Origin of the sequence: Achromobacter seleniivolatilans (assembly GCF_030864005.1) — a bacterium.
GTDB classification, from domain to species: domain Bacteria; phylum Pseudomonadota; class Gammaproteobacteria; order Burkholderiales; family Burkholderiaceae_B; genus Achromobacter; species Achromobacter seleniivolatilans.
This window is the reverse complement of sequence record NZ_CP132976.1, coordinates 366,509-391,487: the sequence shown is the minus strand read 5'-3', so window position 1 is coordinate 391,487 and position 24,979 is coordinate 366,509. Positions and strand designations below refer to the sequence as shown.

General features: G+C 61.5%; 25 protein-coding genes. 9 read left to right on the top strand and 16 right to left on the bottom strand.

Features of this window, described 5'->3' with window-relative positions:
* Positions 1-34: 34 nt before the first annotated feature.
* The 4 genes from RAS12_RS01785 to RAS12_RS01770 all read right to left on the bottom strand — a co-directional run bounded on the left by RAS12_RS01785 (position 35) and on the right by RAS12_RS01770 (position 3,850).
* Positions 35-1,294 (bottom strand): efflux RND transporter periplasmic adaptor subunit, encoded by a 1,260-nt coding sequence (locus tag RAS12_RS01785; RefSeq protein WP_306944787.1) that lies wholly within the window; start codon positions 1,292-1,294, stop codon positions 35-37.
* Between the two features lie 187 nt (positions 1,295-1,481).
* Positions 1,482-1,892 carry a winged helix-turn-helix domain-containing protein gene (locus RAS12_RS01780; RefSeq protein ID WP_306944786.1) on the bottom strand — a complete coding sequence of 137 codons (411 nt, stop codon included), beginning with the start codon at positions 1,890-1,892 and terminating at the stop codon, positions 1,482-1,484.
* A gap of 144 nt (positions 1,893-2,036) precedes the next feature.
* On the bottom strand, positions 2,037-3,230 hold the full coding sequence (locus tag RAS12_RS01775; RefSeq protein WP_306944785.1) for a DUF3734 domain-containing protein: 1,194 nt from the start codon (positions 3,228-3,230) through the stop codon (positions 2,037-2,039).
* Between the two features lie 14 nt (positions 3,231-3,244).
* Positions 3,245-3,850 carry a DUF4136 domain-containing protein gene (locus RAS12_RS01770; protein WP_306944784.1) on the bottom strand — a complete coding sequence of 202 codons (606 nt, stop codon included), beginning with the start codon at positions 3,848-3,850 and terminating at the stop codon, positions 3,245-3,247.
* Positions 3,851-4,008: 158 nt separating this feature from the next.
* Between RAS12_RS01770 and RAS12_RS01765 the strand changes: the two genes are divergently transcribed.
* Positions 4,009-4,803, top strand: coding sequence for a TOBE domain-containing protein (locus RAS12_RS01765; RefSeq protein WP_306944783.1), 795 nt, complete (start codon positions 4,009-4,011; stop codon positions 4,801-4,803).
* A 33-nt stretch (positions 4,804-4,836) separates the two neighbouring features.
* On the opposite strand, the gene RAS12_RS01760 is transcribed toward RAS12_RS01765, so the two are convergent.
* From RAS12_RS01760 to RAS12_RS01725, 8 genes are all read right to left on the bottom strand, one after another.
* A complete protein-coding gene (locus RAS12_RS01760) occupies positions 4,837-5,523 on the bottom strand; it encodes a sulfate/molybdate ABC transporter ATP-binding protein (RefSeq protein WP_306944782.1) in 687 nt (228 codons plus the stop codon).
* Entirely contained in the window at positions 5,520-6,206 is a 687-nt protein-coding gene (gene modB / locus RAS12_RS01755) for a molybdate ABC transporter permease subunit (protein ID WP_306944781.1), read from the bottom strand. The genes RAS12_RS01760 and modB overlap by 4 nt, the downstream gene beginning before the upstream one ends.
* A 24-nt stretch (positions 6,207-6,230) precedes the next feature.
* On the bottom strand, positions 6,231-6,989 hold the full coding sequence (modA, locus tag RAS12_RS01750; RefSeq protein ID WP_306944780.1) for a molybdate ABC transporter substrate-binding protein: 759 nt from the start codon (positions 6,987-6,989) through the stop codon (positions 6,231-6,233).
* A gap of 116 nt (positions 6,990-7,105) precedes the next feature.
* Complete coding sequence (gene speD / locus RAS12_RS01745; protein WP_306944779.1) at positions 7,106-7,456, bottom strand: adenosylmethionine decarboxylase; 351 nt, start codon at positions 7,454-7,456, stop codon at positions 7,106-7,108.
* Positions 7,453-7,626 carry a hypothetical protein gene (locus RAS12_RS01740; RefSeq protein ID WP_306944778.1) on the bottom strand — a complete coding sequence of 58 codons (174 nt, stop codon included), beginning with the start codon at positions 7,624-7,626 and terminating at the stop codon, positions 7,453-7,455. Before RAS12_RS01740 ends, speD begins: the two co-directional genes overlap by 4 nt.
* 4 nt (positions 7,627-7,630) lie before the next feature.
* A complete protein-coding gene (locus RAS12_RS01735) occupies positions 7,631-9,100 on the bottom strand; it encodes a DUF4178 domain-containing protein (protein WP_306944777.1) in 1,470 nt (489 codons plus the stop codon).
* Between the two features lie 6 nt (positions 9,101-9,106).
* A complete protein-coding gene (locus RAS12_RS01730; protein ID WP_306944776.1) occupies positions 9,107-10,144 on the bottom strand; it encodes an SPFH domain-containing protein in 1,038 nt (345 codons plus the stop codon).
* Positions 10,145-10,185: 41 nt separating this feature from the next.
* Entirely contained in the window at positions 10,186-10,572 is a 387-nt protein-coding gene (locus RAS12_RS01725; RefSeq protein ID WP_306951724.1) for a DUF350 domain-containing protein, read from the bottom strand.
* Between the two features lie 89 nt (positions 10,573-10,661).
* On the opposite strand from RAS12_RS01725, the gene RAS12_RS01720 reads away from it, so the two are divergent.
* The 7 genes from RAS12_RS01720 to RAS12_RS01690 all read left to right on the top strand — a co-directional run bounded on the left by RAS12_RS01720 (position 10,662) and on the right by RAS12_RS01690 (position 18,310).
* A complete protein-coding gene (locus tag RAS12_RS01720; protein ID WP_306944775.1) occupies positions 10,662-12,173 on the top strand; it encodes a polyamine aminopropyltransferase in 1,512 nt (503 codons plus the stop codon).
* Positions 12,173-13,825: an NAD(P)-binding protein gene (locus RAS12_RS01715; protein WP_306944774.1), complete on the top strand. Its 1,653-nt coding sequence runs from the start codon at positions 12,173-12,175 to the stop codon at positions 13,823-13,825. Before RAS12_RS01720 ends, RAS12_RS01715 begins: the two co-directional genes overlap by 1 nt.
* Before the next feature lie 105 nt (positions 13,826-13,930).
* Positions 13,931-15,178, top strand: coding sequence for an NAD(P)/FAD-dependent oxidoreductase (locus RAS12_RS01710; RefSeq protein ID WP_306944773.1), 1,248 nt, complete (start codon positions 13,931-13,933; stop codon positions 15,176-15,178).
* A 34-nt stretch (positions 15,179-15,212) separates the two neighbouring features.
* Positions 15,213-16,058 (top strand): transporter substrate-binding domain-containing protein, encoded by an 846-nt coding sequence (locus RAS12_RS01705; protein WP_306944772.1) that lies wholly within the window; start codon positions 15,213-15,215, stop codon positions 16,056-16,058.
* 10 nt (positions 16,059-16,068) lie between these two features.
* Positions 16,069-16,860, top strand: coding sequence for an amino acid ABC transporter permease (locus RAS12_RS01700; RefSeq protein WP_306944771.1), 792 nt, complete (start codon positions 16,069-16,071; stop codon positions 16,858-16,860).
* A 2-nt stretch (positions 16,861-16,862) separates the two neighbouring features.
* On the top strand, positions 16,863-17,648 hold the full coding sequence (locus RAS12_RS01695; RefSeq protein ID WP_306944770.1) for an amino acid ABC transporter ATP-binding protein: 786 nt from the start codon (positions 16,863-16,865) through the stop codon (positions 17,646-17,648).
* The gene (locus RAS12_RS01690; RefSeq protein WP_306944769.1) at positions 17,645-18,310 is read left to right on the top strand and encodes an aspartate/glutamate racemase family protein; all 666 of its coding nucleotides are present in this window, start codon (positions 17,645-17,647) and stop codon (positions 18,308-18,310) included. Before RAS12_RS01695 ends, RAS12_RS01690 begins: the two co-directional genes overlap by 4 nt.
* 1 nt (position 18,311) lies before the next feature.
* Here RAS12_RS01690 and RAS12_RS01685 read toward each other — a convergent pair whose 3' ends face one another.
* The 3 genes from RAS12_RS01685 to RAS12_RS01675 all read right to left on the bottom strand — a co-directional run bounded on the left by RAS12_RS01685 (position 18,312) and on the right by RAS12_RS01675 (position 21,230).
* Positions 18,312-19,106, bottom strand: a complete 795-nt coding sequence (locus RAS12_RS01685; protein ID WP_306944768.1) for an ABC transporter ATP-binding protein — start codon at positions 19,104-19,106, stop codon at positions 18,312-18,314.
* A 1-nt stretch (position 19,107) separates the two neighbouring features.
* Complete coding sequence (locus RAS12_RS01680) at positions 19,108-19,998, bottom strand: ABC transporter permease (protein ID WP_306944767.1); 891 nt, start codon at positions 19,996-19,998, stop codon at positions 19,108-19,110.
* Positions 19,999-20,258: 260 nt separating this feature from the next.
* The gene (locus RAS12_RS01675; RefSeq protein WP_306944766.1) at positions 20,259-21,230 is read right to left on the bottom strand and encodes an ABC transporter substrate-binding protein; all 972 of its coding nucleotides are present in this window, start codon (positions 21,228-21,230) and stop codon (positions 20,259-20,261) included.
* A 259-nt stretch (positions 21,231-21,489) separates the two neighbouring features.
* Between RAS12_RS01675 and RAS12_RS01670 the strand changes: the two genes are divergently transcribed.
* On the top strand, positions 21,490-22,446 hold the full coding sequence (locus RAS12_RS01670; RefSeq protein ID WP_306944765.1) for an aldo/keto reductase: 957 nt from the start codon (positions 21,490-21,492) through the stop codon (positions 22,444-22,446).
* Positions 22,447-22,473: 27 nt separating this feature from the next.
* Here RAS12_RS01670 and RAS12_RS01665 read toward each other — a convergent pair whose 3' ends face one another.
* Positions 22,474-24,915, bottom strand: a complete 2,442-nt coding sequence (locus tag RAS12_RS01665; protein ID WP_306944764.1) for a TonB-dependent siderophore receptor — start codon at positions 24,913-24,915, stop codon at positions 22,474-22,476.
* Positions 24,916-24,979 lie beyond the last annotated feature (64 nt).

Here is a 24,979-nt window from a genome sequence, read left to right as displayed (position 1 = left end):
AGGGGAACGCGGCGCAAGTCGCGCCGCGTGCCGCTTACGATTTCTGGCCTGCGGCCTTGTCCTGCTGGGCAGGTTCGGCCGGCTTGGGCGGTTCCGCGGGGGCTGCCGGCTTGGCGCCGGGTTGTGCCGCGGGTTGGCCGCCCTTCGCGGGGGCTCCGTTTTTATTCCATTGGCTGACTTGCACCGGCGCACCCGGACGGATCTTCTGGAAGCCTTCCACCACGACGACGTCGCCCGCCTTCAAACCGCTGGTAATCAACCAGTTGTTCTTCAGGGAACCGCCGGTGGTCACGGGCAATTGTTCGATCTTGTTGTCCTTGACCAGCATCAGGCTTTGCGAGCCATCGGCCGTGCGTTGCAGCGCTTGCTGCGGCACGACCAGCGCCTTGTCGTCCACGCCCTGCTCCAGCCGCACGCGCACATACATGCCGGGCAGCAGGATGCCGTCGGGGTTGGGGACTTCAGCGCGCAGGTTCACCTGGCCCGTGCTCGGGTCGACGGTAATGCCGGTGAACAACAGCTTGCCCGGGTGAGCATATTCGGAACCGTCTTCCAGCACGACCGTGGCGCGGGCGGCGTCCTTGCCTACCTGCTGCAACTGGCCGCTGGCGAACGCCCGGCGCAGCGAGGCCAGATCGGCGGTGGACTGAGTGAAGTCCACGTACACCGGGTCCAGCTGCTGCACGGTTGCCATTTGAGTAGCGGAGGTGGATTCCACCAGCGCGCCTTCGGTCACCAGCGGCTTGCCGATGCGGCCCGTGATGGGCGAGGTGACGTCGGTGTAACCCAGGTTGATCGCCGCGTTGTCCTGCGCAGCCTTGGCGGCTGCCACATTGGCATCGGCCTGACGGAACGATGCCACGGCGTTGTCATATTCCTGCTTGCTGACGGCGTTGGCCTTGACCAGCGGCGCGTAGCGGTCCGCCAACAGCTTGGCGCTGAACAGACTGGCCTGCGCCTGCTTCAATTGCGCGGTCGCTTGATCGTAAGCCGCCTTGTAGGGCGCCGGATCAATCTTGAACAGCAGCTGGTTTTCCTTGACGTCGCCACCTTGCTCGAAGGTGATTTTCTGCACAATGCCCGTGACCCGCGAGCGGATCTGCGCGTCGCGCACGGCGTCAACGCGGCCAGGCAACTCAGAGACGATAGGTGCGCGCTCAGGCTGCACGGTAATGACGCTGACCTGGGGCATGCCGGGGTTCATTTGGGGCTTTTCGCCACACCCCGCCAGTATCAGCGCGAGGACGCCACCGGAAAAAGCCAGACCTGAAACACGTTTAGGCGAAAACCGCATTGAAACCCCCGCGTAGTTAACCGCGTCAAGTAAGCGCAATCTTCAATCGCGACGGTCATTCGCGACCAAAACAAACCATGCGTCAGCCTGGACACGTGAATAGCCCAATAATGTAACTCAGTTATTGGGGAAATCACGGATTTTCAGCGGTGAAAACCGTGCGCGGGGGCACAAATAAGTAACAGGTTTAGCAATTGGAAAGCTCTCTGAGGTTACCCAGGAACACATAGCCAGCGCCGTGTACGGTATGCAAAGGCAGCCGGGAACCGGTTGACAGAACTTTGCTGCGCAAGCGGCAGATGGCAACGTTTAGTGTCCGCATATTAGTGCCAGCACGGATGGCAAAAAGCTCATGGCGCAACAGTTCCTGACCCGGATTCTTCAACAGGCAGACGAAACACGCCCGCTCGGTTTCGGTCAGGTCGACACGATGGCCGCTGGGGGTAAGCAGCGTCCAGCCCCGGTACAACAGGCTCCACCAGCCGTCGATCCGGTCGGGGCCCTCATCGAGGGGCAGGCGGGCCGGGGCGGAACGTGGCGGGCGGGTTGCCGGCTGCGGGTTTAACGCCAGGCGAGCGGGTAGATGGGGAACATTCATCGCGAGGTCTCCACCAGGACCGCCGCGACTGGGCGTGCGGCAGCGTCCCGGAACAAGGTTGCAGTTTGTCCCTAAAGACTACCGTCGCGGCCCGCGCCTGGCGGCGTCCTGGGGCAACTATCAGACCAGTCTTAGCTGCAATGCTCAGGCGTGCTTGCTGTTGCGATGAATGTCATGCGTGACGAAGCAACTGTTTTCAGTGGGCCGGGCCAGAATTCCCGGTTTAGCCAGCGTTTGACGGATGTCCAACAGACCAGAATCCCAATGCTCGCGCATGGCCTCAGTACCGAATTCATAGTCCTTGGAAAAACTCTCCAGATGCTTGGATTCGTAGATCAGGTTGATGATGTTGGTCGCGGGCGTATGGGATAACCTGCGGATATCGGCCAGCTCAGGCGCCCGGCGATCGGCTTCGGGCAGCTTTTCCAGCAGGCGCTGCAAACCATGGCGTAGTTTCAATATGCGCCGCATTTGATCGGTGACCAGACGCGTCCGGCTGGAATATTGAATGTCTTTCTGCCGTTCGGCCACTTCTTCGAGCGAGGTCGGCAAGGGTCCGCGCGCCGGCCATAAATCGACCTGAAACGCCAGCGTATCGCGCATATTGTCGGTGGTCAGCACCTGCGCCAAGGGCGTGTTGGAGACCACGCCGCCGTCCCAGTAGTGTTCGCCGTCGATCTCTACCGAAGGGAACCCAGGCGGCAAAGCGCCCGAGGCCATGATGTGTTCAGGGCGCAGCGTGTCTTTCAGGCTATCAAAATAGGCGAAGTTTCCGGTCCGCACATTGACCACGCCAAAACTCGCGCGGACCACGCCGCTATTGAGCAAGTCAAAGTCTACGTACTGGCGCAGCGTGGCTGCCAGCGGAGCGGTGTCATAGAAGCTGGTAGAGGCCGCGCCCTGACCATGCAGCATATAGGGCGGCGGGAACCGCAGCTTGAAAAAGCCGGGCTGGCCCGAGAACAATGCCTGAAAGGCAGACAACTGGCCATTCATGGCGGGCGATCCAAAGCCGTACGGAATGCCCTGGAACATGCCCGCCAATGAATCACCCCAAGGGATGGACCCGAAACCCGCCGGCCGGCAAATGCTTTCCCAGAAGCCGCGCAACCTTTCCACGCGCTCATCTTCAGGCGAACCCGCGATGATGGCCGCGTTGATGGACCCGATGGAAATACCCGAAATCCAGTTGGGCCGTATGCCGGCTTCGTGCAAGCCCTGATAGACGCCCGCCTGGTAGGACCCCAACGCCCCCCCGCCTTGCAGCACGAGGGCGACGGTGTCGTAGGAAGGCGTATCGCCGGTGTCGGTGGACGGGGCTTTGCGGCGAGTCGTCATGCGGCTACCTCTGGCTAAGGTTTGGTTTTGTCCGGCAATTGCGGTGCGGCAACGCCGGCCCGGAATGGGTATTTGGCAAAGATCTGCGCCACGGCCTTGTCCACATTCTGCGAAGAGCCAGCGGCTTCGGGGTTCTGGACCTCTCCGACCGCCACGCCCTCCCAGACCAGCTGCTTGCGGCGCGGATCGACTAAGTCGATGTTAAGCGTTCCCTCGGTATATTGATAAACATCGTCGCCCCAACCATAACCCGGCCAGCCGCCGTAGAACCCGGAACGGTAGCCGTAGTAGGGCCCCATCGGCGGAGCCGCCGGCGTGACCTGAGTTTTTTGCTGGAGTTTGGCGCTGAAATTGACGAGCAGATCGGGATTGGACGCACTGAAGACATAACCGCGCATTTCCATCTGGCCGCGCGTGGCGTCTTTCAGGCGCTCAGTCAACAAAGTGCTATACCCTGCCTTGTCGGTGCCCAACGGCGTCATATACCCAAAAGTGCGGTACTGAGCGAAATTGGCTTGATGATCGTAATCGGCTTTCACGGTGGGGCCAGAGGCGCAGGCCGCCAGCAATGCCGTCATGGAACCAGCCGTCAAGCATTTCAACGCTTTTAACGCTTTCATGTCGATTTCTCCGAGAACTCAGGGCCCGTCCATAGTGCCGCGAAGCTTATAAAGTTTCAACAGAATCTCATTCTCATCGCATAAAACCACGCGCGGCCCGCCCCTGCCCTGTCTATTACACTCTGCTGTTAATCACGACCCTGACACATACCTAGACCATGTTGGAACTCGACGGCTCAATCTGGTTTCGTTCCGGCGCCCAAACCTGGGGCGGAAAGAACCGCATAGACCTATTGGCGCAAATCGACGCCACCGGCTCCATCACTGCTGCCGCGCGTGCAGTGGGCATGAGCTACAAGGGGGCTTGGGACGCCATCGACGCCATGAACAATCTGGCGGGCGAACCCCTGGTGGTGCGGGCTGCGGGCGGCAAAGGCGGCGGCGGCACGCAGTTGACAGACCGCGCTCGCCGCCTGATCGCGACGTTCCGGGCGCTAGAGACCGAGCACCGGAAATTCATGGAAAACCTGACGCGCGCTGGACTGGATGCCAGCGGCGACATCGATCTGATGAGGCGTTTTATGTTGAAAACCAGCGCACGCAATAAATTCCTGGGCACCGTCGTTGAGATCCGGACGGGCGCGGTCAATGACGAAATTCTGCTGCGCATCGCGGGCGGCCAGACTATCGTGGCGACCATTACGCGGGAAAGCACCAAAGAATTGGGCCTGGAAACCGGCAAAGAAGCGATTGCGCTGGTGAAGGCATCGTCCGTCATTGTCGGCGCCCCGGGTCCGGGTCTGCGGATATCGGCTCGCAATCAGTTGGAAGGCAAGATCAGCGATGTGCGCCCGGGCGCGGTGAACAGCGAGATTCTGATTGCGGTGGAAGGCGGCGCCACGCTCGTGGCCATCGTTACCAATGAAAGCGCGAATGATCTGGCGCTGGGCGTTGGCGCGCCAGCCGTTGGCATCTTCAAAGCATCCAGCGTGATTTTGGGCGTGCTGGACTGATCTGCCGGGCGAACCCTGCCACAGGGTTTGCGCTCAGACGCCTACGTCTTCATCTCGACGGCGCACTTTGCCGCCGCGCACTTCAAAAACCTCGTCGGCCAAGGCATCGACATCCGCCGGATCATGGGTGATCAGCAGCATCGGCACATCCAGCTGCCGCTGCAACGCGTTCAATTCCTGGCGCATTTTGCCGCGCAGTTGCGAATCCAGCGCTGAAAACGGTTCGTCCAGCAACAGAATATCGGGCTGCAACATCAGCGCGCGCGCCAAGGCCACGCGCTGTTTCTGACCGCCCGAGATTTCATTGGGGTAGCTGCCCACAATGGAGCTCAATTCAAACGCGTCGACCCAGCGCCTGGCCTGCGGCCCCACTTCGCGTCTGGGCGGGTTCAGCCAGCCGCGCCGCAAACCAAAGGCAATGTTCTGCGCCACGGTCAGGTGAGGAAACAGCGCGTAATCCTGGAACAGATAGGCCACGCGCCGCGCTTGCGCGGGCAGATAGATGCCTGCCTGCTGGTCGAACAACACCCGGCCATTGATCTCGATGCGGCCCGCATCGGGACGCAGCAATCCCGCCACCGCGCGCAAGGTCAGGCTTTTGCCTGCCCCAGATGGCCCGAACAAGGCGATGCGCTTGGATGCCGACGTAAACGCCGCATCCAGTTCGAAATGCCGGTCGCCCGACACCATGCGCTTGCGGATATCAATACTGACGCTCATCGCCCGCCCCCATTGCGATCGCGCGCGCCTATCGGCACCAGCTTGCCCGCCAGCAGCAAGACCGCGATGCAGGTCACCGACGTCACCAGCACCAGCATGTTGGCGGTGGAATCATCCCCCGCCTGCACGGCTTCATAAATGGCGACGGACAGGGTCTGTGTGCGGCCAGGCAGGTTGCCGGCGATCATCAGCGTGGCGCCGAATTCTCCCAATGCCCGCGCAAAGGCCAGCAAGACGCCTGCTGCAATACCGCGCGCGGCCAAGGGCAAGGTCACGCGAAAGAACACGCCTGCCTCACAGACGCCCAGCACCCGCGCTGCGTTTTCCAGCTGGCTGTCGACGTTTTCGAAGGCCGCGCGAGCGGATTTGAATATCAGCGGAAAGGCTACGACGGACGCCGCGATGACGGCGCCCTGCCAGGTAAAGACCAGTTCAATGTTCCACTTGGCCAGCGTTTCGCCGATGATGCCGCGCCGCCCCAGCAACACCAGCAGGTAATAACCCAGCACGGTCGGCGGCAGGACCAGCGGCAAAGTCAGAATGGCGTCCAGCAGGTCCCGCCCCGGCCAGCGCCAGCGGGACAAGCCATAAGCCGCCGCGGTGCCGGCCACGGTGGCTATCAGCGTTGCCCAGCCAGCCACTTTCAAAGAAAGCAGCAAGGGCACCCATACCGGATCGCTCATCAGTGACTACGATTTCAACAGAGTTCAGGGCTTTTGAAAGCCATAACGCGACAGGATTTCCTGGCCAGCGGGCGACATCACGTACGCCACGAAGCTCGCGGCTTCCTTGGCAGCGGTCTCACGCGCGGTAACGGCGATAGGATACGTGACTGGCGTTTGCGACGGCACGCGCACAGCGACCTTGACCTTGTCGGGCATGATGGCAGCGTCGGTGGCAAACACAAAACCCGCGTCAACTTCTCCGCGCGACACATAGTCCAGGCTTTGACGCACGTTCTGCGCCAGCACGCTCTTGGCTTGCACCGCGTCCCATAAGCCGGCCGCCTGCAACGCGCCTTGCGTGTAGCGTCCAACCGGCACCGATGCCGGATTGCCATAGGCGATGCGCTTGACGTCGTCACGCGTCAGGTCTTTTAGTGTGGTGATGTTGGCCTTGCTGTCCGTTGGCACGATCAGCACGATCTGGTTGGCGGCAAAATCCACGCGGGACGCGGCCTTCACGGCCTTTTCCTCAACCGCCTTATCCATGGCCTTCTGGTCGGCCGACGCGAACACGTCGGCGGGCGCGCCCTTCACGATCTGCTGCAACAACACGTCAGACGCGCCGAAGTTCAGGATGACCTTGGTACCGGCATGTTCTTTCTCGTAGCCCTGGGCCACTTCCTTGAACGCGTTGGTCAGGCTGGCAGCGGCGGACACCACCAGATCTCCAGCATGGGCGGCGGCGCCCCAGACGGCGGACAGCGCCAGGGACAGCGCTAGCAACGAGCGTTTGCAGGACATGGTCTTCTCCTCGGGAATTGCAATATTGGCAACGAAATATATAGAGGTATATAACGCTAGTCAATTTGACGTGCCAGCGCAAGTTGAGCCATATCAAGAAAAGGAAAAACCGGGTTTCAGCCGCGTGCCACGGTGGTGACGTGCACGGATTCCGGCGCCAATGCGGCTTGCAGATAGGCAAGCGCCAATTCGGGCTGTGCGGCGCCGCACATAAAGATGTCCAAGGCCGCAAACTGATGTTCCGGCCAGGAGTGGATGCTGATGTGGGATTCACTGAGCATCACGACGCCCGTCACACCCGCGCCTTCACCAAAATGATGGAAATGCGCACTCAGCACCTGGGCCCCTGCCGCTTGCGCGGCAGCGATCAGCAGGGCCTCCAGCTTGGGCGCGTTGGTCAGGCTTGCCGCAGGCATCCCGCGAAAATCCGCCAGCACGTGGCGGCCGGGAGTGGCGTGAACCGTCACTTGTGCGATCCGCCAGAAGACCAGCCCGAGCTGCCGGACGAACTGCTGCCCCAACTGCTGCTACTGCTGCTTCCACCGCTTCCGCTCGCTATACGGGCGCCGGGGGAGCTGGCTCCCGTCGCGGCCATGACGACCACGATGGCATAGATGGCATACAGAATCTTGCCCATCGCTCTATTCGTCCTTTCCGGAAAGCTTGTCCGCCAGCTTGGCGGGTATCCACAGGAACGCCATCCCGATCAGAACCGGGATGAAGCGGCCGTTGAAGATGTTGCTCAGGTTCAGAAAACCCATCGCAATCATCGCGGTCCAGGCCCACTTGCCGTAGCCGCCCGATTTACCCGCAAGCGGCAGCGATTTCTGCTTGGCCAATTGGGCGTCGCCAAACCATTCGGCCAATTGCGCAGGCGCTACAGGCGCCGATGCCGACCAGCCCAATTCGGCCTGGCCCAGTTCGCGGGTCAACTTAAGCGTTCCCGCCTTGTAATCCGTGATTTTCGTGGTGTCGCCTGCCTTGACGCGCCAATTGAAGGCGCCCAGAGGCATTTCGACGCGCGACGTGTAGTCGTACAGTTTTTGGTACAGCTTGGAACGCCAGCGCACGCTGGTCGCATTGTTATAGCTGGGCCAGGTGTCGCAGACCTGCACGCGTTCCCAGCCCTCGTCCGTTTCCACCAGCCAGATAAAGCCCTTGGCCGGATTGAAGAGCAGGTATTCAATCCAGTCGGACGGTTCTTCGGGGTCCGGGTCGGCGCATTTCATCAGGCCGATCAGCGTGAAGCTTGCGCCGTCGATCTTGGCCACGGCGCCCAGCGCCAACGTGGTCTTGATCGCTTTGACCTTGCGCGCCTTTTCGATGACCTCCGCAGTCGGCCCCGAGCAATCCACGGCCGCCGAGCAGGACGGACACACCACATTGGTGGCCAGCGCCGCCACAAAACTGATGGGGCCGCCGCAATTTGGGCAATCCAACGCCTTGATCTGGCCGCGGAAACGTCCTGCGGTTTCTTCGACCTGCTCGTTGGTGCGCAGCGACCCGGCCTGCATCTGAGACAGGTCGAACGCCTTGCCGATATACAGCTCGGGTTCGGGAGCGTCGGAAAAATCCAGCGTCAGGAAAGCATCCAGGCTGCGGTAGTCGGCGGTCTTGGCCTCCCACCCGTCGCCTGGCACAAACGGCAATTCGCCCTGCGCGCCGCCCGCCCGGCTGGTCCGCACATCGGCCGCGATATAGCGCTGGCCGTCCAGTTTGAGTTCGTCGCCTGGCGCAATGTCCGTAAACGCGGGCATGCCTTGCGTGGACTTGACCTTGCGGCGCCGGGTGACGGCATACTGGCCCGATGCGTCCGACAACCAACCGTCGGCGCCATCCTCAAACCACACATACCACTCGTTCCAGAAGCCTTCTTCAAAGCGCAGCTGAATACGGCCAATCACATCAAAGCGCTTGTTGTCGAATTTGCCGATCGCCCCCAGGCACAGGGGCGAATAGTCTTCCAGCACATCGGCCATCTCGCCTATGCGCTTGACCGATTCGGCATCCTTCAACAAGGTGCTGCGGCAAGCGCCGCAAACCGCCATGACCGAGGCGGTGGACGTGAACTTGACGGGAGCGCCGCACTGCGGACACAGAACCTGCTGCATGGGGCCTTAGCTGGTAAGTTTCTTCAGCACTTCGGCCTTGGCCGAATCGTAGTCCGCGGCGGTGATCAGCCCCTTATCCAGCAGGTCTTTAAGCTGTTGCAGACGCGCGACCGGGTCGGGCGCGGCTGCGGGCGCTGCCTGCTGCGTTTGCTGAGGCGCCGCCGGTTGTTGAGCGGGCTGGCCCAGCCCCACACCCAAGCCCGCCGCCATGGTCTGGCCCAGCGCTGCGCCAGCCGCCAAGCCTGCGCCTATGCCCGCGATGCCGCCTTCGTTCTGTGCCGCCAGCGGAATCGAGGTGGCCGTCTGGTACTGGGTGAACTTGCCCAGATCACCCGCCATGCCCATCGATATCCGCGTATCCAGCGCCTTTTGCAATTCTTCCGGCAACGACACGTTTTCAACCGTGAAGTTGTCCAGTTTGACGCCATAGCGGTCAAACACCGGCGCAAGCTGTTCGCTGATGCTTTGCGACATCAGCCCCTGATTGCCAGCGATGTCCAGGAACGGCACCTTGGAGCTGCCCAGCGCCGTCGTCATGGCCGCGACCACCATGTTGCGCAACTGCGCTTCCAGGTCGTCTACGGTGTATTCGTCGCGCGTGCCGCTGATCTCGCGGTAGAACTTGGCGGGGTCAGCGATCTGGTACGAATACACGCCAAAGGCGCGCAGGCGCACCATGCCGAATTCGCTGTCGCGCAGTGTCACCGGCTGCGCCGTGCCCCAGCGGCGGCCCAACTGCAGGCGCGTGCTGAAGAAGATCACATCCGACTTGAAGGGGGACTCGAACAGCTTGTCCCAGTTCTTCAGGTAAGTCAGCACCGGCAACGTTTGCGTTGTCAGCTTGTACATGCCCGGGCCGAACACGTCGGCCACTTTGCCTTCGTTGACGAACACCGCCATCTGGGATTCGCGCACGGTCAGACTGGCGCCGTACTGGATTTCAAAATCCTGCATCGGATGGCGCCAGGCAAGCACGCCGTCGCGATCCTCATTCCATTGCAGGATGTCAATAAACTGCTTGCGAATAAATGAACCGAGACTCATGGAAAGTCCTCCTGTGTCAGATCGGATTCAACGCGCCTGCCTTACGTCAGGCAGGCGGCATTGACCACGCCGGCAGACAGCGAGACCGCACCGATCAGGCCGCCCATGGCGATATTGTTTTCTTCGATGGCCTCGTGCATGCCGCGAATGGCCTTTGCGACCACGGCGTACACAACGATCTGCACCACCATGGCAGCAGCCCCCCACACCAGGAACATCACAAAGCTGGCATGCACGGCAATGCTGGAGCACAGGGTGAAGCTGAAACCAACGAGCGCGCCGCCGTAAGACAGCACGGCGGCAATATTGCCTTCGCGGATCAGCTCGAATTCTTTGTAGCGTGTCACGGTGGTGTAAACCGCCGTGAAAATACCCAGCATGACAAGCGCCGAGACGATATAGATCAGATAGGTCACCGCCGGATGCATCGCTTCTCCCATTGCCACCCTCCCAATTGCGCGCAGTATATACGCGGCGTTCGATATACTGCGAACGCATTTTTCGTGTCGGACACCCTATGCGCGACCGCGTTCTCATCCTATCGGTATTGATCGTTGCTTCCTGCGGTTTGGGCTATGAGCTCATCAGCAGCGCGCTGGCCAGCTATTTGCTGGGAGATTCGATACTTCAGTTCTCTTCCGTCATCGGCTGCTACTTGTTCGCCATGGGCATCGGCTCATGGTTGTCAAAATATGTAAAAGACGAAGACGTTTTGAATCGGTTTATCGACGTCGAACTTTTGGTCGCATTATTGGGCGGTGTTTCCGCCGCGGTCCTGTTCCTGGTTTTTGCCTGGTTGTCCGCCCCATTCCGCGCCGCTTTGTACGTGGGCGTATTCGTGATTGGCCTGATGGTCGGCATGGAAATTCCGCTGGTCATGCGCGTATTCAACCAGCGCAAGGCCGAATTCCGCGAGATCGTCAGCCGCGTGCTGACCTTCGACTATCTGGGCGCATTGGCGGTGTCGCTGGTGTTTCCTTTGCTGCTGGCGCCCAAACTAGGCCTGCTGCGCACCAGCTTTCTGTTTGGCATCCTGAATGCCAGCGTCGCGCTATGGACCACCTGGCTGTTTCGCGCCGAGGTGCGCCGTCCCGGTGAAAAAGCCATCCGCGCCTGCGTGGTGATCGGCTTCCTGGCCTTGGGCTTCATCTATTCCACCGCGATGACATCGTGGGCCGAAAAAGGCTTGTATGGCGACGATGTCGTGCATGCCGAAACCACGCCCTACCAGCGGCTGGTCGTGACAAAGTGGCACGACGATCTGCGGCTGTACATCAATAACAACCTGCAATTCTCGTCGCGCGACGAACACCGGTATCACGAGTCGCTGGTGCATCCTGGTCTGCAAACCCTGCCCTGGGCGCGCAACGTGCTGGTGCTGGGCGGCGGCGACGGTCTGGCCGTGCGCGAAATCCTGAAATACAAGAACATCGAACACGTCACGCTGGTGGACCTGGACCCGGCCATGACCGGTCTGTTCTCGCGCTCTGAACCGCTCGTCCAGCTGAACCAGGGCTCGTTGAAAGACCCGCGCGTTACCGTCATCAATGACGACGCCGGGCGCTGGCTGGAAACCCATGCCGAGGTCTACGACTTCATCGTGGTGGACTTTCCCGATCCGTCCAATTTTGGACTGGGCCGGCTGTATTCCGTGCCGGTCTATCACCTGATGGCGCGGCACCTGGCCGAAAACGGCTATATGGTGATTCAGTCCACCTCGCCCTATTTCGCGCCGCGTTCGTTCTGGAGCGTGGACGCCACCCTGAAGGAAGCCGGCCTGAACACCTGGCCGTACCACACCTATGTGCCGTCGTTCGGGGATTGGGGCTTCATCCTGGCCAGCAAACGGCGCGATTACACACCGCCCGACAAGATCACCGTGCCCACGCGCTACCTGGACCCGGCGACCACGCGAGAATTGTTCCATTTCCCCGCCGACATGCCGGCGCTGGCGATGCCGCCCAACCGCTTGAATGAGCAGTCGCTGGTGCGCTACTTCGACGAGGACTGGCGCAAGGTCATCCGCTGATGCGCCGCCGCAGCTTTCTTCTGGGCGCGGCCACGGCCGCCGTGGCAGGCACAGCGGGTTATTACCGCTCGCGCGTTATTGAAACCACGCCGGACGTTCACTATCCAGGCATGCAAGCGGGTCACGCCTTGCGCGATGGCGCGGCGCTGCCCGCGCCATCGGCCCATTACCAGCACGAAGTCGCCATTCTTGGCGCGGGCGTGGCCGGCTTGTCGTGCGCCTGGAAACTGGCGCGTGAAGGCTACAAGGATTTTGTCGTGGTGCAGGGTCCGGAGTTCGCAGGCAACGCCGCATCCGGGCAGCGTGACGAACTGGACTACCCGTTGGGCGCCCATTACCTGCCCCTGCCGTCGCTGGCATCCACCCATGTGCGGGAGATGCTGTCGGACTTCGGCATCATCGAACGCGGCGCGGGCGACGCCCGCCCCTATTACGACGAATCCATCCTGGTGCATTCGCCGCAGGAACGGCTGCTGCGCAACGGCCACTGGGAAGAAGGCCTGCTGCCCATGACGGGGCTGCCGGACGCGGACATCCAGCAACATCAGAAATTTCTGACCTTGATCGATCGTCTGCATACGCAGACCGGCAGCGACGGGCGCAAAGTCTTCAGCATCCCGATCGCGCTGTCTTCGCGCGACCCGCAGTGGCGCGTGCTGGACACCATTACGTTCAAGCAATGGCTGGACCGTGAAGGCTATACCTCGCCCGCCTTGCACTGGTATTTGAATTATTGCTGCCGCGATGATTACGGCGCGCAATACGACGTGGTGTCGGCGTGGGCGGGATTGCATTACTTTGCCAGCCGGGACGGCCATGCCGCAAACGCGGGCGAAGGCGCTGTGCTGACCTGGCCCGGCGGCCTGTCCGTGCTGGCCGAGCGCATGCGCAGCGCGATCACGCACAAGCTGGGCCACGCCGACTGGCTCATCGACGGAACCGCCGTGCGCGTCGCAGACACTCCAGCCGGACCCCAGGTGACCTGCCTGAAGTCTGACGCGATTGCGGGCGCCGCGCCAACGTCCTACACCGTGCAAACCCGCCGCACGGTTTGCGCCATGCCTTTGTTCGTGGCGCAGCGCATCCTGCCGGATATCCGGGCCTATGGTTACGACCCGGCCGTGCATGCCTCGGCGCACGCGCCATGGCTGGTGTCCAACTTCGTGCTTCAGGGGTATCCCATCGAGGCGCCCGGCGAACCGCTGTCGTGGGATAACGTCGTCTACCAGGGCCAGGCGCTGGGTTATGTCGTATCCACCCACCAATTGCTGCGCGTCGCCCGTTCCCCGCGCACGGTCTTCACGGCATACCACGCGTCAAGCGGGCAAACTCCGCAGGCGGCACGGCAATGGTTGTCCAGCGCCAGCCCCGAGGCCTTGCGCGACGCAGCCAGCGCCGACCTGATCGCCGCCTATGGCCGTGAGTTCTGGCGCAATGCGCGCCAGTTGGACATCACCGTGCGCGGCCACGCCATGGCGACGCCATTGTGCGGCTATTTGTCCAACCCCGGACTCGCCGCCTTGCGCGAGATCGATGGGCCTGTGCTGTTCGCACATGCCGACCTGTCGGGCTACTCGGTGTTCGAGGAAGCCTCTTGGTGGGGCGTGGTGGCGGCAGGCCGGATACTGGGGCAGAAAGCCCCCTTGGGCTGATACAGTCCGCAGCCGCTTTTTCCTGCCCGCGGCCGCAGCGCTGCAATACAATTCTGCGTTGCTGCCATACGGCGGTCATCTTTGACTGAATTCGAATAAAAACACATGGGAAAGCACGTCATCGTCCTGGGCGCGGGCATTGTGGGTGTTTGCTGCGCGCTGGAGCTGTTGCGCCGGGGCGCCTCGGTCACGTTGGTAGACCGCCAGTATCCGGGGATGGAAACGTCAATGGGCAACGCCGGCGTGCTGGCGCGCAGCTCGTTGATGCCGTTCAACCATCCGGGCCTGTGGGGCCAACTGCCCCGCCTGCTGAAAAACAACACTGTCCAATTCCGCTACCGGCCGAAATTCCTGGCTGCGAACCTGGGCTGGGCGACGCGTTTCCTGCTTAACGCGCGGCCGTCTGTCTTTAAGGAAACCGTGCAGGCGCTGGATAGCCTGATCCGGCTGTCAGCGCCAGAACACCTGAAACTGATGGACGCCGCAGGCGTCCGCCATCGGCTGCGCGATACCGGCTGGGTGTTCCTGTACCGGTCGGAACAAGCCTGGAATGGCAGCGCTTTGGCGCGCCAGACCTATGCGCAGCATCAGGTCCAAACCCAAACCCTGAGCCCCGCCGAACTGGCAGAGATGGAACCTGCGCTAGCGCCTATCTTCCATCGCGCACTGTGGATCAAGGGCTCATATTCGGTCGATGATCCGCACGCGGTGGTCGCCGCCTATGCCGACTTGTTCCGCCGTTCGGGCGGCGCGTTCAAGCATTTGACCGCCACCAGCATCCGCCGTGACGGCCAAGGCTGGACCGTGCAAGGTTCGGAAGCTTCCGAATCACTGACGGCAGATCAACTGGTCGTTGCGCTTGGCCCCTGGTCGAAAAGCCTGCTGAAGACCACTGGCATCGATCTGCCCATGGCATTTGAGCGCGGTTATCACATGCACTATTCCGGGTTGAACGGCGCCACCATCTCGCGCCCTATTTATGACACCGGCGGCGGCTACGTGCTGTCGCCCATGGCGCGCGGCCTGCGGCTCACAACCGGCGTAGAGCTGGATGATTGCGACGCCCCTGCCCGGCCGGTTCAGCTTGATCTGTCCGAAGCCCGCGCCCGCGAAGCATTTCCGCTGGGCGACCGCCTGGACCCGGCCGCCTGGCTGGGACGGCGTCCCACGCTGCCCGACAGCCGGCCGATGATCGGTCAGGCGCCGCGCGCGCCCGGCCTGTGGCTGGCGCTGGGCCACCAGCATATTGGATTCAGCACCGCGCCAGGAACGGCGAAGATACTAGGCGAGCTTATGAGTGAAAACGCAGACCCGGAACAGCACCGCGCGTTCCGTCCCAGCCGTTTCATCTAGCGCCGCCCCACCTGACACTTTTGAGGAGAAGTCGATGAGCACAAAACGTAATTTCCTGGCCTCCGTCCTGGCCGTGGCAAGTCTGGCCAGCTTGGGGCTGCCGGCCGTATCGCAAGCCCAGTCCGCCAACGAAACCGCCATGGAGCGCATCATGCGCACCAAGACGATCCGCATTGGCGCAATCGCTGGCGCCATCCCCTACTTCAACAAGAATCTGAATACTGGCAAGTGGGAAGGCTTTGGTCCGGACTTTGCCGAGATGTTTGCCGCCCGTCTGGGCGTGAAGACCGAATACCTGGAAACCACCTGGGGCAATTCGGTGCTGGATGTGCAGACCAACAAGATCGACTTGATGTTCGGCATGGCGCCCACCCCGGCGCGCAAAGAAGTCGTGAACTTCTCGGACACCTTGTTCAACAACACCTACACCACCGTCTGCCGCAAGGGTTTTGCCGGCAAATCGTGGGCCGAGCTGAACACGCCCGAAACCCGGGTAGTGGTGGATGTGGGCTCAAGCCACGACCAGTTGGCCACCCGCGTGCTGCAAAACGCCAATGTGACCCGCCTGGAAAACTCGGGCGCCGCCACGCTGGCCTTGTCCTCGGGCCGCGCCGACTGCCAGATCCTGGTGGTGCTGCTGGCCAAGCCCTTGCTGGAAAAGCGCCCGGGCATTGGCACGATGAGCATCCCCACCCCGGTTGAGACCGCCCCGGTCAGCATCGGCCTGCGCAAAGAAGCTGACGACTCTCTGCAAAAGTCCGTCAACGCCTGGCTGACCGAGATTCGCGCCAAGGATGAAGTGCGCGGCGTGATCCTGGGCAATATGCAAAAGCTGGCCAACGTGCCGCCCGAGGCGTTCCCGCCCGAAATCAAGTTCTAAGGCCGTAGCAATGAATGACCAGAACGGAACCCTGCCCGCCCGATCCCGGCTGACAACCTGGCTGTTTGTCGGGATTGCCGCGATCGCGTTGATCGCGATCGTTAAAAAATGGGATCTCATCGCCGGCAACGCCGTCAATTACGACTGGGACTTCAGCGTGCTGTGGGAATACCGCAAGCTGATCGCTACTGGCGTGTTGAACACGATCCTGTTCACCATCCTTTGTGTGTTTCTGGGATTGGCGATCGGATTGGTGACGGGCTTGGGCCGGTTGTCGCGCAACGTGTTCATCACGGCGCCCATCCGGGCCTACATCGAGGTGTTCCGCTGCACGCCGGTGCTGGTGCAACTGGTCTGGTTCTACTACGCCCTGCCCGTCGTGACCGGCATCGAGATGTCGCCGGTCATGGCGGCTACCTTGTGTCTCGCTCTGTACGGCGGGGCCTTCTATTCTGAAATCATCCGTGGCGGCATTATTTCGACGGATGCCGGACAGACCGAAGCCGCCAAGGCGCTGGGCATGACCCCTGCGCAAGCCTTGCGCCGCGTGGTCCTGCCACAGGCGTTCAAGAAGATGGTGCCGCCGCTGATGAACCAATCGATCATGCAGTTGAAGAACACTTCTCTGCTTTCGGTGCTGGCTGTGCCTGACCTGCTGTATCAAGGTCAGGTCATCGCTCACGATACCTACCGCCCGCTGGAGATCTACACCTTCATCGCCGTGGCGTATTTCGTGATTCTGCTTCCGTTCACGATGTGGGCCAAGAAGCTTGAGTTCGGCAGCATCAGCAAAGAGGCATGACGATGAGCACCCCCATCATCAGCATCAAGGGATTGCGCAAGTCGTTTGCCAATCAGGAAGTGCTTAAAGACATCAATCTGCAAGTGGATCGCGGCCAGGTCGTGGCGCTGATCGGGCCGTCTGGTTCCGGCAAGTCCACGCTTCTGCGCTGCATCAACCTGCTGACGATTCCCGACGGCGGACAGATTACGGTGGGCGACCAGTCGCTGACCTTTCAAGGCGCGCACACTCGGTTGCCCAGCGAACGCAAGCTGGCCAACTTTCGCGCGTCGGCTGGCATGGTGTTCCAGCACTTCAATCTGTTCCCTCACATGACGGCGCTGCAAAACGTGATGGAAGGCCCCGTCACAGTGTTGCGCCGACCGAAAAAAGAAGCCGAGGCTCTGGCACGCGACCTGCTGAAAAAAGTCGGCCTGCTGGATCGGGCGGACTATTTCCCGGACAAGCTGTCGGGCGGCCAGAAGCAGCGCGTGGCCATTGCGCGCGCACTGGCGATGCAACCCGCCGTGATGCTGTTTGACGAGGCGACGTCAGCGCTCGATCCCGAGCTGGTCGGTGAAGTGCTGAACGTCATCAAGGGTCTGGCCCGCGACGGCATGACCATGATTCTGGTCACGCACGAAATCGGCTTTGCCAAGGAAGTCGCGGATCAGGTCGTGTTCATGCGCGATGGCGTGGTGGCCGAATCCGGACCACCGGAAGTCGTCATCGGCAATCCGCAAAACGAGGCCACGCGCGCCTTTCTGGCGCGCTTTAACCGCGTGCCCGGATCGGAGCTGCCGGCGTGAGCGCCGCGGGTTTTCTTGGCGTGTTGATGCTGGACACGCGATTTCCGCGTCCGCCCGGAGATGTCGGCAATCCTGACACTTACGCGCGCGCCGGTATCCCCGTGCGCTTTGTCACCGTGCAAGGCGCATCGCCACGCAAGATCGTGCAAGAGGCCGACCCGTCTTTCTTGCAACCCTTTGTAGATGCGGCCGTCGCACTGGCTGCCGAAGGCGCCAGCATGATCTCGACCAGCTGCGGCTTTCTGGCGAAATACCAGTCAGTGTTGCAAGCCGCGGTGCCCGTGCCGGTGGTCACATCCAGCCTGTTGCAATGCCGGACTCTGGAGCGAGTCGGCATCGTCACGTTTGACGCGCAGTCCTTGTCGCGAGGCATATTGGATTCGGTGGGCGTGCCCGCCGATGCGGTCGTCGAAGGCCTGACCCCGGGCTGCGAAATGCACGCGCGCATTCTGGAAAACAGCACCGTGATGGATCTGGCGCAGGTTGAAGACAATGTGGTCGACGCAGCCAAACGCCTGACGGCGCGCGCGCCAGGCTTGCGTCACATCGTGCTGGAATGCACCAACATGCCGCCCTACCGCGAAGCGGTGACAAGGGCAACCGGTTTGCCGGTTCACGATATTGAAACCCTGATCCTGCAAACCTGGCGCGCGCTGCCGTAAATCAGCCCAGCAACAGCGCGTCGTCGGAGATCTTCTCGCCACGCACGCGCTCGAACATCGCCAGCAGATCCGGCACGTCCATGCCCCGGCGCTCATCGCCTGACACGTCCAGCACCACTTGGCCTTGGTGCAGCATGACCGTGCGGTCGCCCACGTCCAGCGCCTGACGCATGCTGTGGGTAACCATCATGGTCGTCAGCTGGTTTTCCGCCACGATGCGCGCCGTCAGCTTCAAGACGAAATCCGCCGTGCGCGGGTCCAGCGCGGCAGTGTGTTCGTCCAGCAGCAGGATGCGCGAGGGTTGCAGAGCGGCCATCAGCAAGCTGACCGCCTGGCGTTGACCGCCAGACAACAGACCAATGCGGTCAGTCAGCCGGTTTTCCAAGCCCAGCCCCAACGTGGACAGGCGTTCGCGGAAACCTTGCTTCATGGAAGCTTTGACCGCCCGGCTGTAGCCGCGGCGCGCGCCGCGCATCTGCGCCAGCGCCATGTTCTCTTCGATGGTCAGGTCTTCGCAGGTGCCAGCCATCGGGTCCTGGAACACGCGAGCCACACGGCCTGCGCGCGTCCACACGGGCTGCTTGGTGACATCCACGCCATTGATGTCGATACGGCCCGAATCGATGGGCAGGTCGCCCGACACGGCATTCAGAAACGTGGACTTGCCAGCGCCATTGGAACCGATCACGGTCACGAATTGGCCCGACGGGATTTCCAACGACAAGCCGCACAAGGCACGGGTTTCAATCGGCGTGCCGGCGTTGAACGTAATTTTCAGATCTTTTGCGGACAACATATCAGCGCCCCTTCTTGCCGACCAGGCGGCGCTTGAGCATCGGGATGACCAGGGCAACGGTGACCAGTACCGCCGTGACGAGGTTCAGGTCTTGCGCCTTCAGGCCGATGAAATCGCTATTCAGCGCCAACGCGATGAAGAAGCGGTAGACGATGGCGCCGATGATCACGGCCAGCGTTGCCAGCACCAGCTTGCGCGACGGCAGGATGCTTTCACCGACGATCACCGCAGCCAGGCCGATCACGATGGTGCCAATGCCCATCGAGATATCCGAGCCGCCTTGCGTCTGGGCAAACAGCGCGCCCGCCAATGCAACCAGCGCGTTGGACAGCGCCATGCCGCCCAGAATCATGCGGCCGGTGTTGACGCCTTGCGCGCGGGCCATGCGGCCATTGGAACCGGTGGCGCGCACGGCCAGCCCGGTCTGCGTGGCAAAGAACCAGTCCAGCGCCAGCTTGGCCAGAATGACAATGACGATCAGCAGCAACGGGCGGGCAACGTAATCCGAAATCCAGGCCGGCTGCAAGATCGTGAAGACAGTGGGTTCGGTGATCAGCGGCACATTGGGCTTGCCCATGATGCGCAGGTTGACCGAGTACAGGGCAATCATCATCAAGATACTGGCCAGCAAATCCATGATCTTGAGTTTCACGTTCAGCCAGCCCGTCACCAGGCCGGCAGCGGCGCCGGCAATCGTCGCAACAATGGTGGCGGTGAACGGATCGGTGCCCGACGCGATCAACGTGGCACAGACGGCGCCGCCCAACGGGAAGCTGCCATCAACGGTCAGGTCGGGGAAGCGCAACAGGCGAAAGGAGATAAACACGCCCAAGGCCACCAAGCTGAAGATCAGGCCGATCTCCAGCGCGCCTAACAACGAGAACAATGACATGAGTCAAATCCAATCAGGGTAAGGATGGTGCATATTAAAGAGTTGAAACGTCGGATATCTTGCGTTTCGGGGTCAGTTTTACCCCAGCTTTCGCAATAAACGTTTCTTACCGCGTCATTTTCTCTTGTTTTTTGCTACAGCGTCTCCACGCGTGCCGGCATTGCCGCAAACGGAGTCGCACACAGGTCAGAAAAAGGGAGAAATCAAGAAAAACCCCGCGCATGCCGCGTGGGCATGGCGGGGCGGAAGCGAAAGCCGTTTTACTTCACGACAACCGCTGCCGACTTGATGACGGCATCAGACAGCGTCACGCCTTGCTTGGCGGCGGCGCCCGGATTCACGTACAGCTCAAGCTTGGAGATGGTTTCCGACGGAATCGATCCGGGCTTTTCGCCCTTCAGGATGCGCACAACAATCTTGCCCGTCTGCACACCCACATCGCGGTAGTTGATGCCCAGAGCCGCAATGCCGCCGCGCTTGACGCTATCGGTGTCAGAGGCAATCAGCGGAATCTTGGCGTCGTTGCCGACCTTGACCAGCGCTTCATACGCCGACACGACGTTGTTGTCGGTGTTGGTGTAGATGACGTCGACCTTGCCGATCAGGCTGCGGGCGGCGGAGCCCACGTCCACCGAACGCGGGGCGGCGGCTTCAACCAGGCTCATGCCATATTTCGGCAGAATTTCCTGGAGCTTCTTCACCACCACAACCGAATTGGCTTCACCCGGGTTGTAGACGATGCCCACGCGCTTGGCAGCGGGAACGATCTTCTTGATCAGTTCAACTTGCTTGTCCAGCGCCAGCAGGTCGGAGACGCCGGTCACGTTCGTGCCAGAGGCATCCATGCTGGTGACCAACTGGGCGGCGACGGGATCGGTCACGGCGGAGTACACGACCGGGACGTCCTTGGTGGCCGCCACGACGGCTTGGGCCGACGGCGTGGCAATGGCGACAATGGCGTCAGGCCGGTCACCGACGAATTTGCGAGCGATTTGCGCGGCCGTGCCGTTGTTGCCTTGCGCGCTTTGATATTGCCACTTCAGATTCTTACCTGACTCGTACCCGGCCTGTTTCAGGGCGTCTTGCACCCCGTCACGAACGGCATCCAACGCCGGATGCTCGACGATGGCGGTAATGGCCACCGACTTCTGCTGCGCTGCTACGGGCGCGGCGATAGCCATCGCCAGCGCCATGGCGCCAACCGTCAGAAAATGTTTTTTTCCGATCAGCATAGGTAAGCTCCTTAAACCCTTGGTATTTGCTCGTTGTTACGGTAACGCCGGCGGCTTCCCGTCGGTCGGACTACTCGTAAAGCCGTATAGTCTAACGCGCCACTACATAAAAGAATTTGGGGGGAATCCCTCAAATGGTGCATGCCGCGACGCGCATGCGCCATCGCGGGGCATGCGGCGCAAATATACTGAATTTGAGCGGGCGCGTGGCGCCCGACCCTTTCCTGGCAGCCATTGGCAGCACCCTTGAGGCCTCACCATGATCAAACGCGCACTGGGCCGTTCCGGCCTGCAAATCCCCCCGCTCACCTTTGGCGGCAATGTCTTCGGCTGGACCGTGGACGAAGCCGGCACCTACTCGTTGCTGGACGCCCTGGTCGACGCCGGACTGAATTTCATCGACACAGCCGACGTCTATTCGCGCTGGGTTCCGGGCAACCAAGGCGGTGAATCCGAAACGCTGATCGGCAAATGGCTCAAACGCACGGGCAAGCGCGACCGTGTGCTGATCGCCACGAAGGTCGGCATGGAAATGGGACCTGACGCAAAGGGCTTGAAGCCCGCCTACATCCGCCGCTCGCTAGAGGCATCGCTTGCGCGCTTGCAAACCGATCATGTGGACCTGTACCAATCGCACAAGGATGATCCCGACACGCCGTTGACGGACACGCTGGGCGAGTACGCAAAACTGATCGAGGCGGGCAGCGTGCGGGCCATTGGGGCGTCGAACTACACCGCGGTGCGCCTGTCCGAAGCGCTGATCGCCAGCGAAAGGCACAGTCTGCCGCGCTACGAGAGCATCCAGCCCGAATACAACCTGTACAGCCGCGAACCTTTCGAGTCGGGCTTGCAGAGCCTGGTCAAGACGCAGCAGATGGGCACGATCAACTACTACGCGCTGGCCAGCGGATTCCTTAGCGGAAAATATCGCAGCGCCAGCGACGCGGGCAAGAGCGCGCGAGGTCAAAAGATCGTGGACACGTATCTGAACGAACGCGGCTTTCGCATCCTGAAGGCACTGGACGAGGTTTCCGAAGACGCCGGCTGCACGCCCGCGCAAGCCGCGCTGGCGTGGCAGATCGCGCAGCCCGGTATTACCTCGCCCATCGTCAGCGCAACATCCATTGCGCAGCTGGACGAACTGGTCAAGGCCGCCACGCTGCAACTCAGCCGCGACCAGCTGGCCAAGCTGAGCTTGGCCAGCGACTGGCGCTAGGATTTACGCCAAAGGCGCTTGGGCGGATCAGAAGCGCTGTGTCAGCGTGAGCAGCGCGGTCCGGCCTTCGCCATAGAAGACCGAATTGTAGAAACCCATGGACCGGTAGTACTTCTTGTCGGCCAGGTTGCGCACATTCAGCTGCAACTGGGTCTTGTCCGAGAAGTTGTACTGGGCCATGAGGTCAAACAAGGCATATGGTTTTTGCACAATGGCGCCAGATTGCAGACCGTAATAGGTCTGCGCGCTGGTTTCGCTTTGCCAGCGCACGCCGCCGCCCACGGTCAGCTTGTTGAACGCGCCCGGCAGGCGGTATGCCGTGCTCAACTTCAGCAATTGCTCGGGCTGAGTCGTCTGCACCTTCTTGCCGTTATTGTCTTTGGATTGACGGTACGTGTAGCCCAGGAATACGTTCCACCCCGGCATCACCTCGCCCGCCACTTCCATTTCGAAACCTCGCGTGCGGGTCCCGTCCAGAATGTAGTACCAGCCGTCGTCATGCGCGTAGTCGTAGCCGCCGTACTCCGCCACGTCCTTCTGATCGGTCTGGAACACGGCTACCGACGCGTTCACGCGCCCGTCCAAATAGGATGCCTTCAGGCCGGCCTCATAGTTGTGACCATAGGCCGGACCCGCCATGTCCCACGTCTGCGTCTTCACCATCTGCGGCTGGAAGATATTGGTGTAGCTGACGTAGGCCGTGTAGGTATCGTTGAAGTCATAGGTTGCGCCCACGTACGGCGTAACTTCGGAATACGTGTGCGAGTAACCCGTCACGCCAGCGCTGGTTTCGGTGGATTCCCACCGGGTCCAGCGCGCACCGGTCAACAAATGCAGTCGATCCGTCAGCCCCAAGCGCAACGTACCGTAGACGCCGGTCTGCTTATTGCGGTTGGTTTGCGACAAGGCCAGGATGTCCCAGTTTGGCGCCGGCCAGTCGCCGGTCCAGTTCTTCACGTCGGGAATGGGGTAAGTGTCTTGATCCGACGTGTCCCAGCTTTGGTTCCACGCCTTGATGTCGGAATGCGAGAAACCCACGTTGAACTGATGCCTGCGGCCGAAGGCGTTGAAATCGCCGTCCATAGAGCCGCCCAACACGTTCTGGTCGCTGCCGCCCACGAATTTACGCAGTAGCGGCGGCGTGGAAAATCCGTCCATCGTGACCGGCACGTCCGACGTAAACAGCAGCGGCGCGTCAAACTTGTTTTCCAGGCGAGTGAACGACAAGCGGGCGTTCCAGCCATTGTTGAAACCGTGGTCGATCTGCGCGAAATATTCATGGGAATCCGTGTCCCAGCGTGACCACTTGGCGCCCATCGCCTGGCCCTTGGGCCAATCGATCGGTTTGCCATTGGCATCGAGCGCCGGCAGGCCGCCCCAGCTGATGCCGCTAGGCCGCGTACGCTGCACCGATCCGCCAATGCTGACCGTGGTGGATTCCGCCACGTCCGCTTCGACAATGCCGTACAGCACGTCGCGCTTTTTCTTGTACAGGTCCATGGTGTCGCCGCGCCGCTCTTTGGCGCCAACGAGCCGGCCGCGCACCGAGCCAGATTCGTTAAACGGCGTGGACAGGTCGACTTCGCCGCGATAGGTGTCTTCGGTGCCCGCCGAAACCTTCAGGTCGCCCTGGAATTCGCGCGTGGGACGCTTGCGAATGAAGTTGATCGAGCCGCCCGGATTGCCGGTGCCGCTCATCAGGCCCGTGGCGCCGCGGATGATTTCCACGTGGTCATAGATGACCGGATCGAGGTTGCCGTCGCCGAATTGGTAGATACCGTTCAGCGGCTTAACCACGCCGTCGAACTGGAACGTGTCCATGGAAAAACCGCGCGAGTAATACGTCAGGCGCTCGGATTCCGCTTGCTGCACGTTCATGCCGGTGGCGTTTTCCATCACGTCGCGTACCGACGTAATCGACCGGTCGTCCATTTGCTGGCGCGTGATCACGCTGGTGGACTGTGGCGTTTCGCGTTGTGACAGCACTAGACCGTTGGCCGAACGCATCCAGTCGGCCGTGTACAGGCCCGTGCCTTCCGTCGTCGCGCCCGCGCCTAACACCACGACCGGCGCGAGTTGCGTTGCCATCTGGCCGCCCGCGCGCTGCAGCAGGAAGTCGCCATCGGCGCGGCGTACCGCTTCCAGTGAGGTCCCCGCCAGCAGCGCCGCGAACCCCTGGTCCACGCCGTAGCTGCCTTGCAAGCCCGGAGTTTCCATGCCTTCGGTCAGTGCCGGGTCGAACGACAGCAGCACCTGCGTCTGCTGCGCAAAACTGGACAAGGCCGCGCCCAGCGCGCCTGCCGGAATGGTCACGGAATGCCGCAAGGCGGACGACACGGTGGTTTGAGCCTGCACGGCAGACGGCGACATTGCGGCGCCAGCCATGGCCGCCAGCACCAGCGCGGCAAAGGCCTTCATGCGCAGACCTGCCGGCGCATCAGGCGTAGAGGGAAAAAAAGGCAGAGACATTTCGATGGGTTCCAGGCGAAGAATTTTTTAGGCTTCACCCGTATGCCAATCGAAAATACAAAAG

Bases quoted from the DNA above. Each gene is read 5' to 3' on its own strand.
- RAS12_RS01710 (WP_306944773.1), top strand. From the start codon at position 13,931: ATGGGAAAGCACGTCATCGTCCTGGGCGCGGGCATTGTGGGTGTTTGC.
- modA (WP_306944780.1), bottom strand. From the start codon at position 6,989: ATGTCCTGCAAACGCTCGTTGCTAGCGCTGTCCCTGGCGCTGTCCGCC.
- RAS12_RS01670 (WP_306944765.1), top strand. From the start codon at position 21,490: ATGATCAAACGCGCACTGGGCCGTTCCGGCCTGCAAATCCCCCCGCTC.
- RAS12_RS01700 (WP_306944771.1), top strand. From the start codon at position 16,069: ATGAATGACCAGAACGGAACCCTGCCCGCCCGATCCCGGCTGACAACC.
- RAS12_RS01665 (WP_306944764.1), bottom strand. From the start codon at position 24,915: ATGTCTCTGCCTTTTTTTCCCTCTACGCCTGATGCGCCGGCAGGTCTG.
- RAS12_RS01685 (WP_306944768.1), bottom strand. From the start codon at position 19,106: ATGTTGTCCGCAAAAGATCTGAAAATTACGTTCAACGCCGGCACGCCG.
- RAS12_RS01725 (WP_306951724.1), bottom strand. From the start codon at position 10,572: ATGCATCCGGCGGTGACCTATCTGATCTATATCGTCTCGGCGCTTGTC.
- RAS12_RS01720 (WP_306944775.1), top strand. From the start codon at position 10,662: ATGCGCGACCGCGTTCTCATCCTATCGGTATTGATCGTTGCTTCCTGC.
- RAS12_RS01780 (WP_306944786.1), bottom strand. From the start codon at position 1,892: ATGAATGTTCCCCATCTACCCGCTCGCCTGGCGTTAAACCCGCAGCCG.
- RAS12_RS01760 (WP_306944782.1), bottom strand. From the start codon at position 5,523: ATGAGCGTCAGTATTGATATCCGCAAGCGCATGGTGTCGGGCGACCGG.
- RAS12_RS01740 (WP_306944778.1), bottom strand. From the start codon at position 7,626: ATGGGCAAGATTCTGTATGCCATCTATGCCATCGTGGTCGTCATGGCC.
- RAS12_RS01680 (WP_306944767.1), bottom strand. From the start codon at position 19,998: ATGTCATTGTTCTCGTTGTTAGGCGCGCTGGAGATCGGCCTGATCTTC.
- RAS12_RS01705 (WP_306944772.1), top strand. From the start codon at position 15,213: ATGAGCACAAAACGTAATTTCCTGGCCTCCGTCCTGGCCGTGGCAAGT.
- RAS12_RS01695 (WP_306944770.1), top strand. From the start codon at position 16,863: ATGAGCACCCCCATCATCAGCATCAAGGGATTGCGCAAGTCGTTTGCC.
- RAS12_RS01675 (WP_306944766.1), bottom strand. From the start codon at position 21,230: ATGCTGATCGGAAAAAAACATTTTCTGACGGTTGGCGCCATGGCGCTG.
- RAS12_RS01775 (WP_306944785.1), bottom strand. From the start codon at position 3,230: ATGACGACTCGCCGCAAAGCCCCGTCCACCGACACCGGCGATACGCCT.
- RAS12_RS01715 (WP_306944774.1), top strand. From the start codon at position 12,173: ATGCGCCGCCGCAGCTTTCTTCTGGGCGCGGCCACGGCCGCCGTGGCA.
- RAS12_RS01765 (WP_306944783.1), top strand. From the start codon at position 4,009: ATGTTGGAACTCGACGGCTCAATCTGGTTTCGTTCCGGCGCCCAAACC.
- modB (WP_306944781.1), bottom strand. From the start codon at position 6,206: ATGAGCGATCCGGTATGGGTGCCCTTGCTGCTTTCTTTGAAAGTGGCT.
- RAS12_RS01735 (WP_306944777.1), bottom strand. From the start codon at position 9,100: ATGCAGCAGGTTCTGTGTCCGCAGTGCGGCGCTCCCGTCAAGTTCACG.
- RAS12_RS01730 (WP_306944776.1), bottom strand. From the start codon at position 10,144: ATGAGTCTCGGTTCATTTATTCGCAAGCAGTTTATTGACATCCTGCAA.
- RAS12_RS01770 (WP_306944784.1), bottom strand. From the start codon at position 3,850: ATGAAAGCGTTAAAAGCGTTGAAATGCTTGACGGCTGGTTCCATGACG.
- RAS12_RS01785 (WP_306944787.1), bottom strand. From the start codon at position 1,294: ATGCGGTTTTCGCCTAAACGTGTTTCAGGTCTGGCTTTTTCCGGTGGC.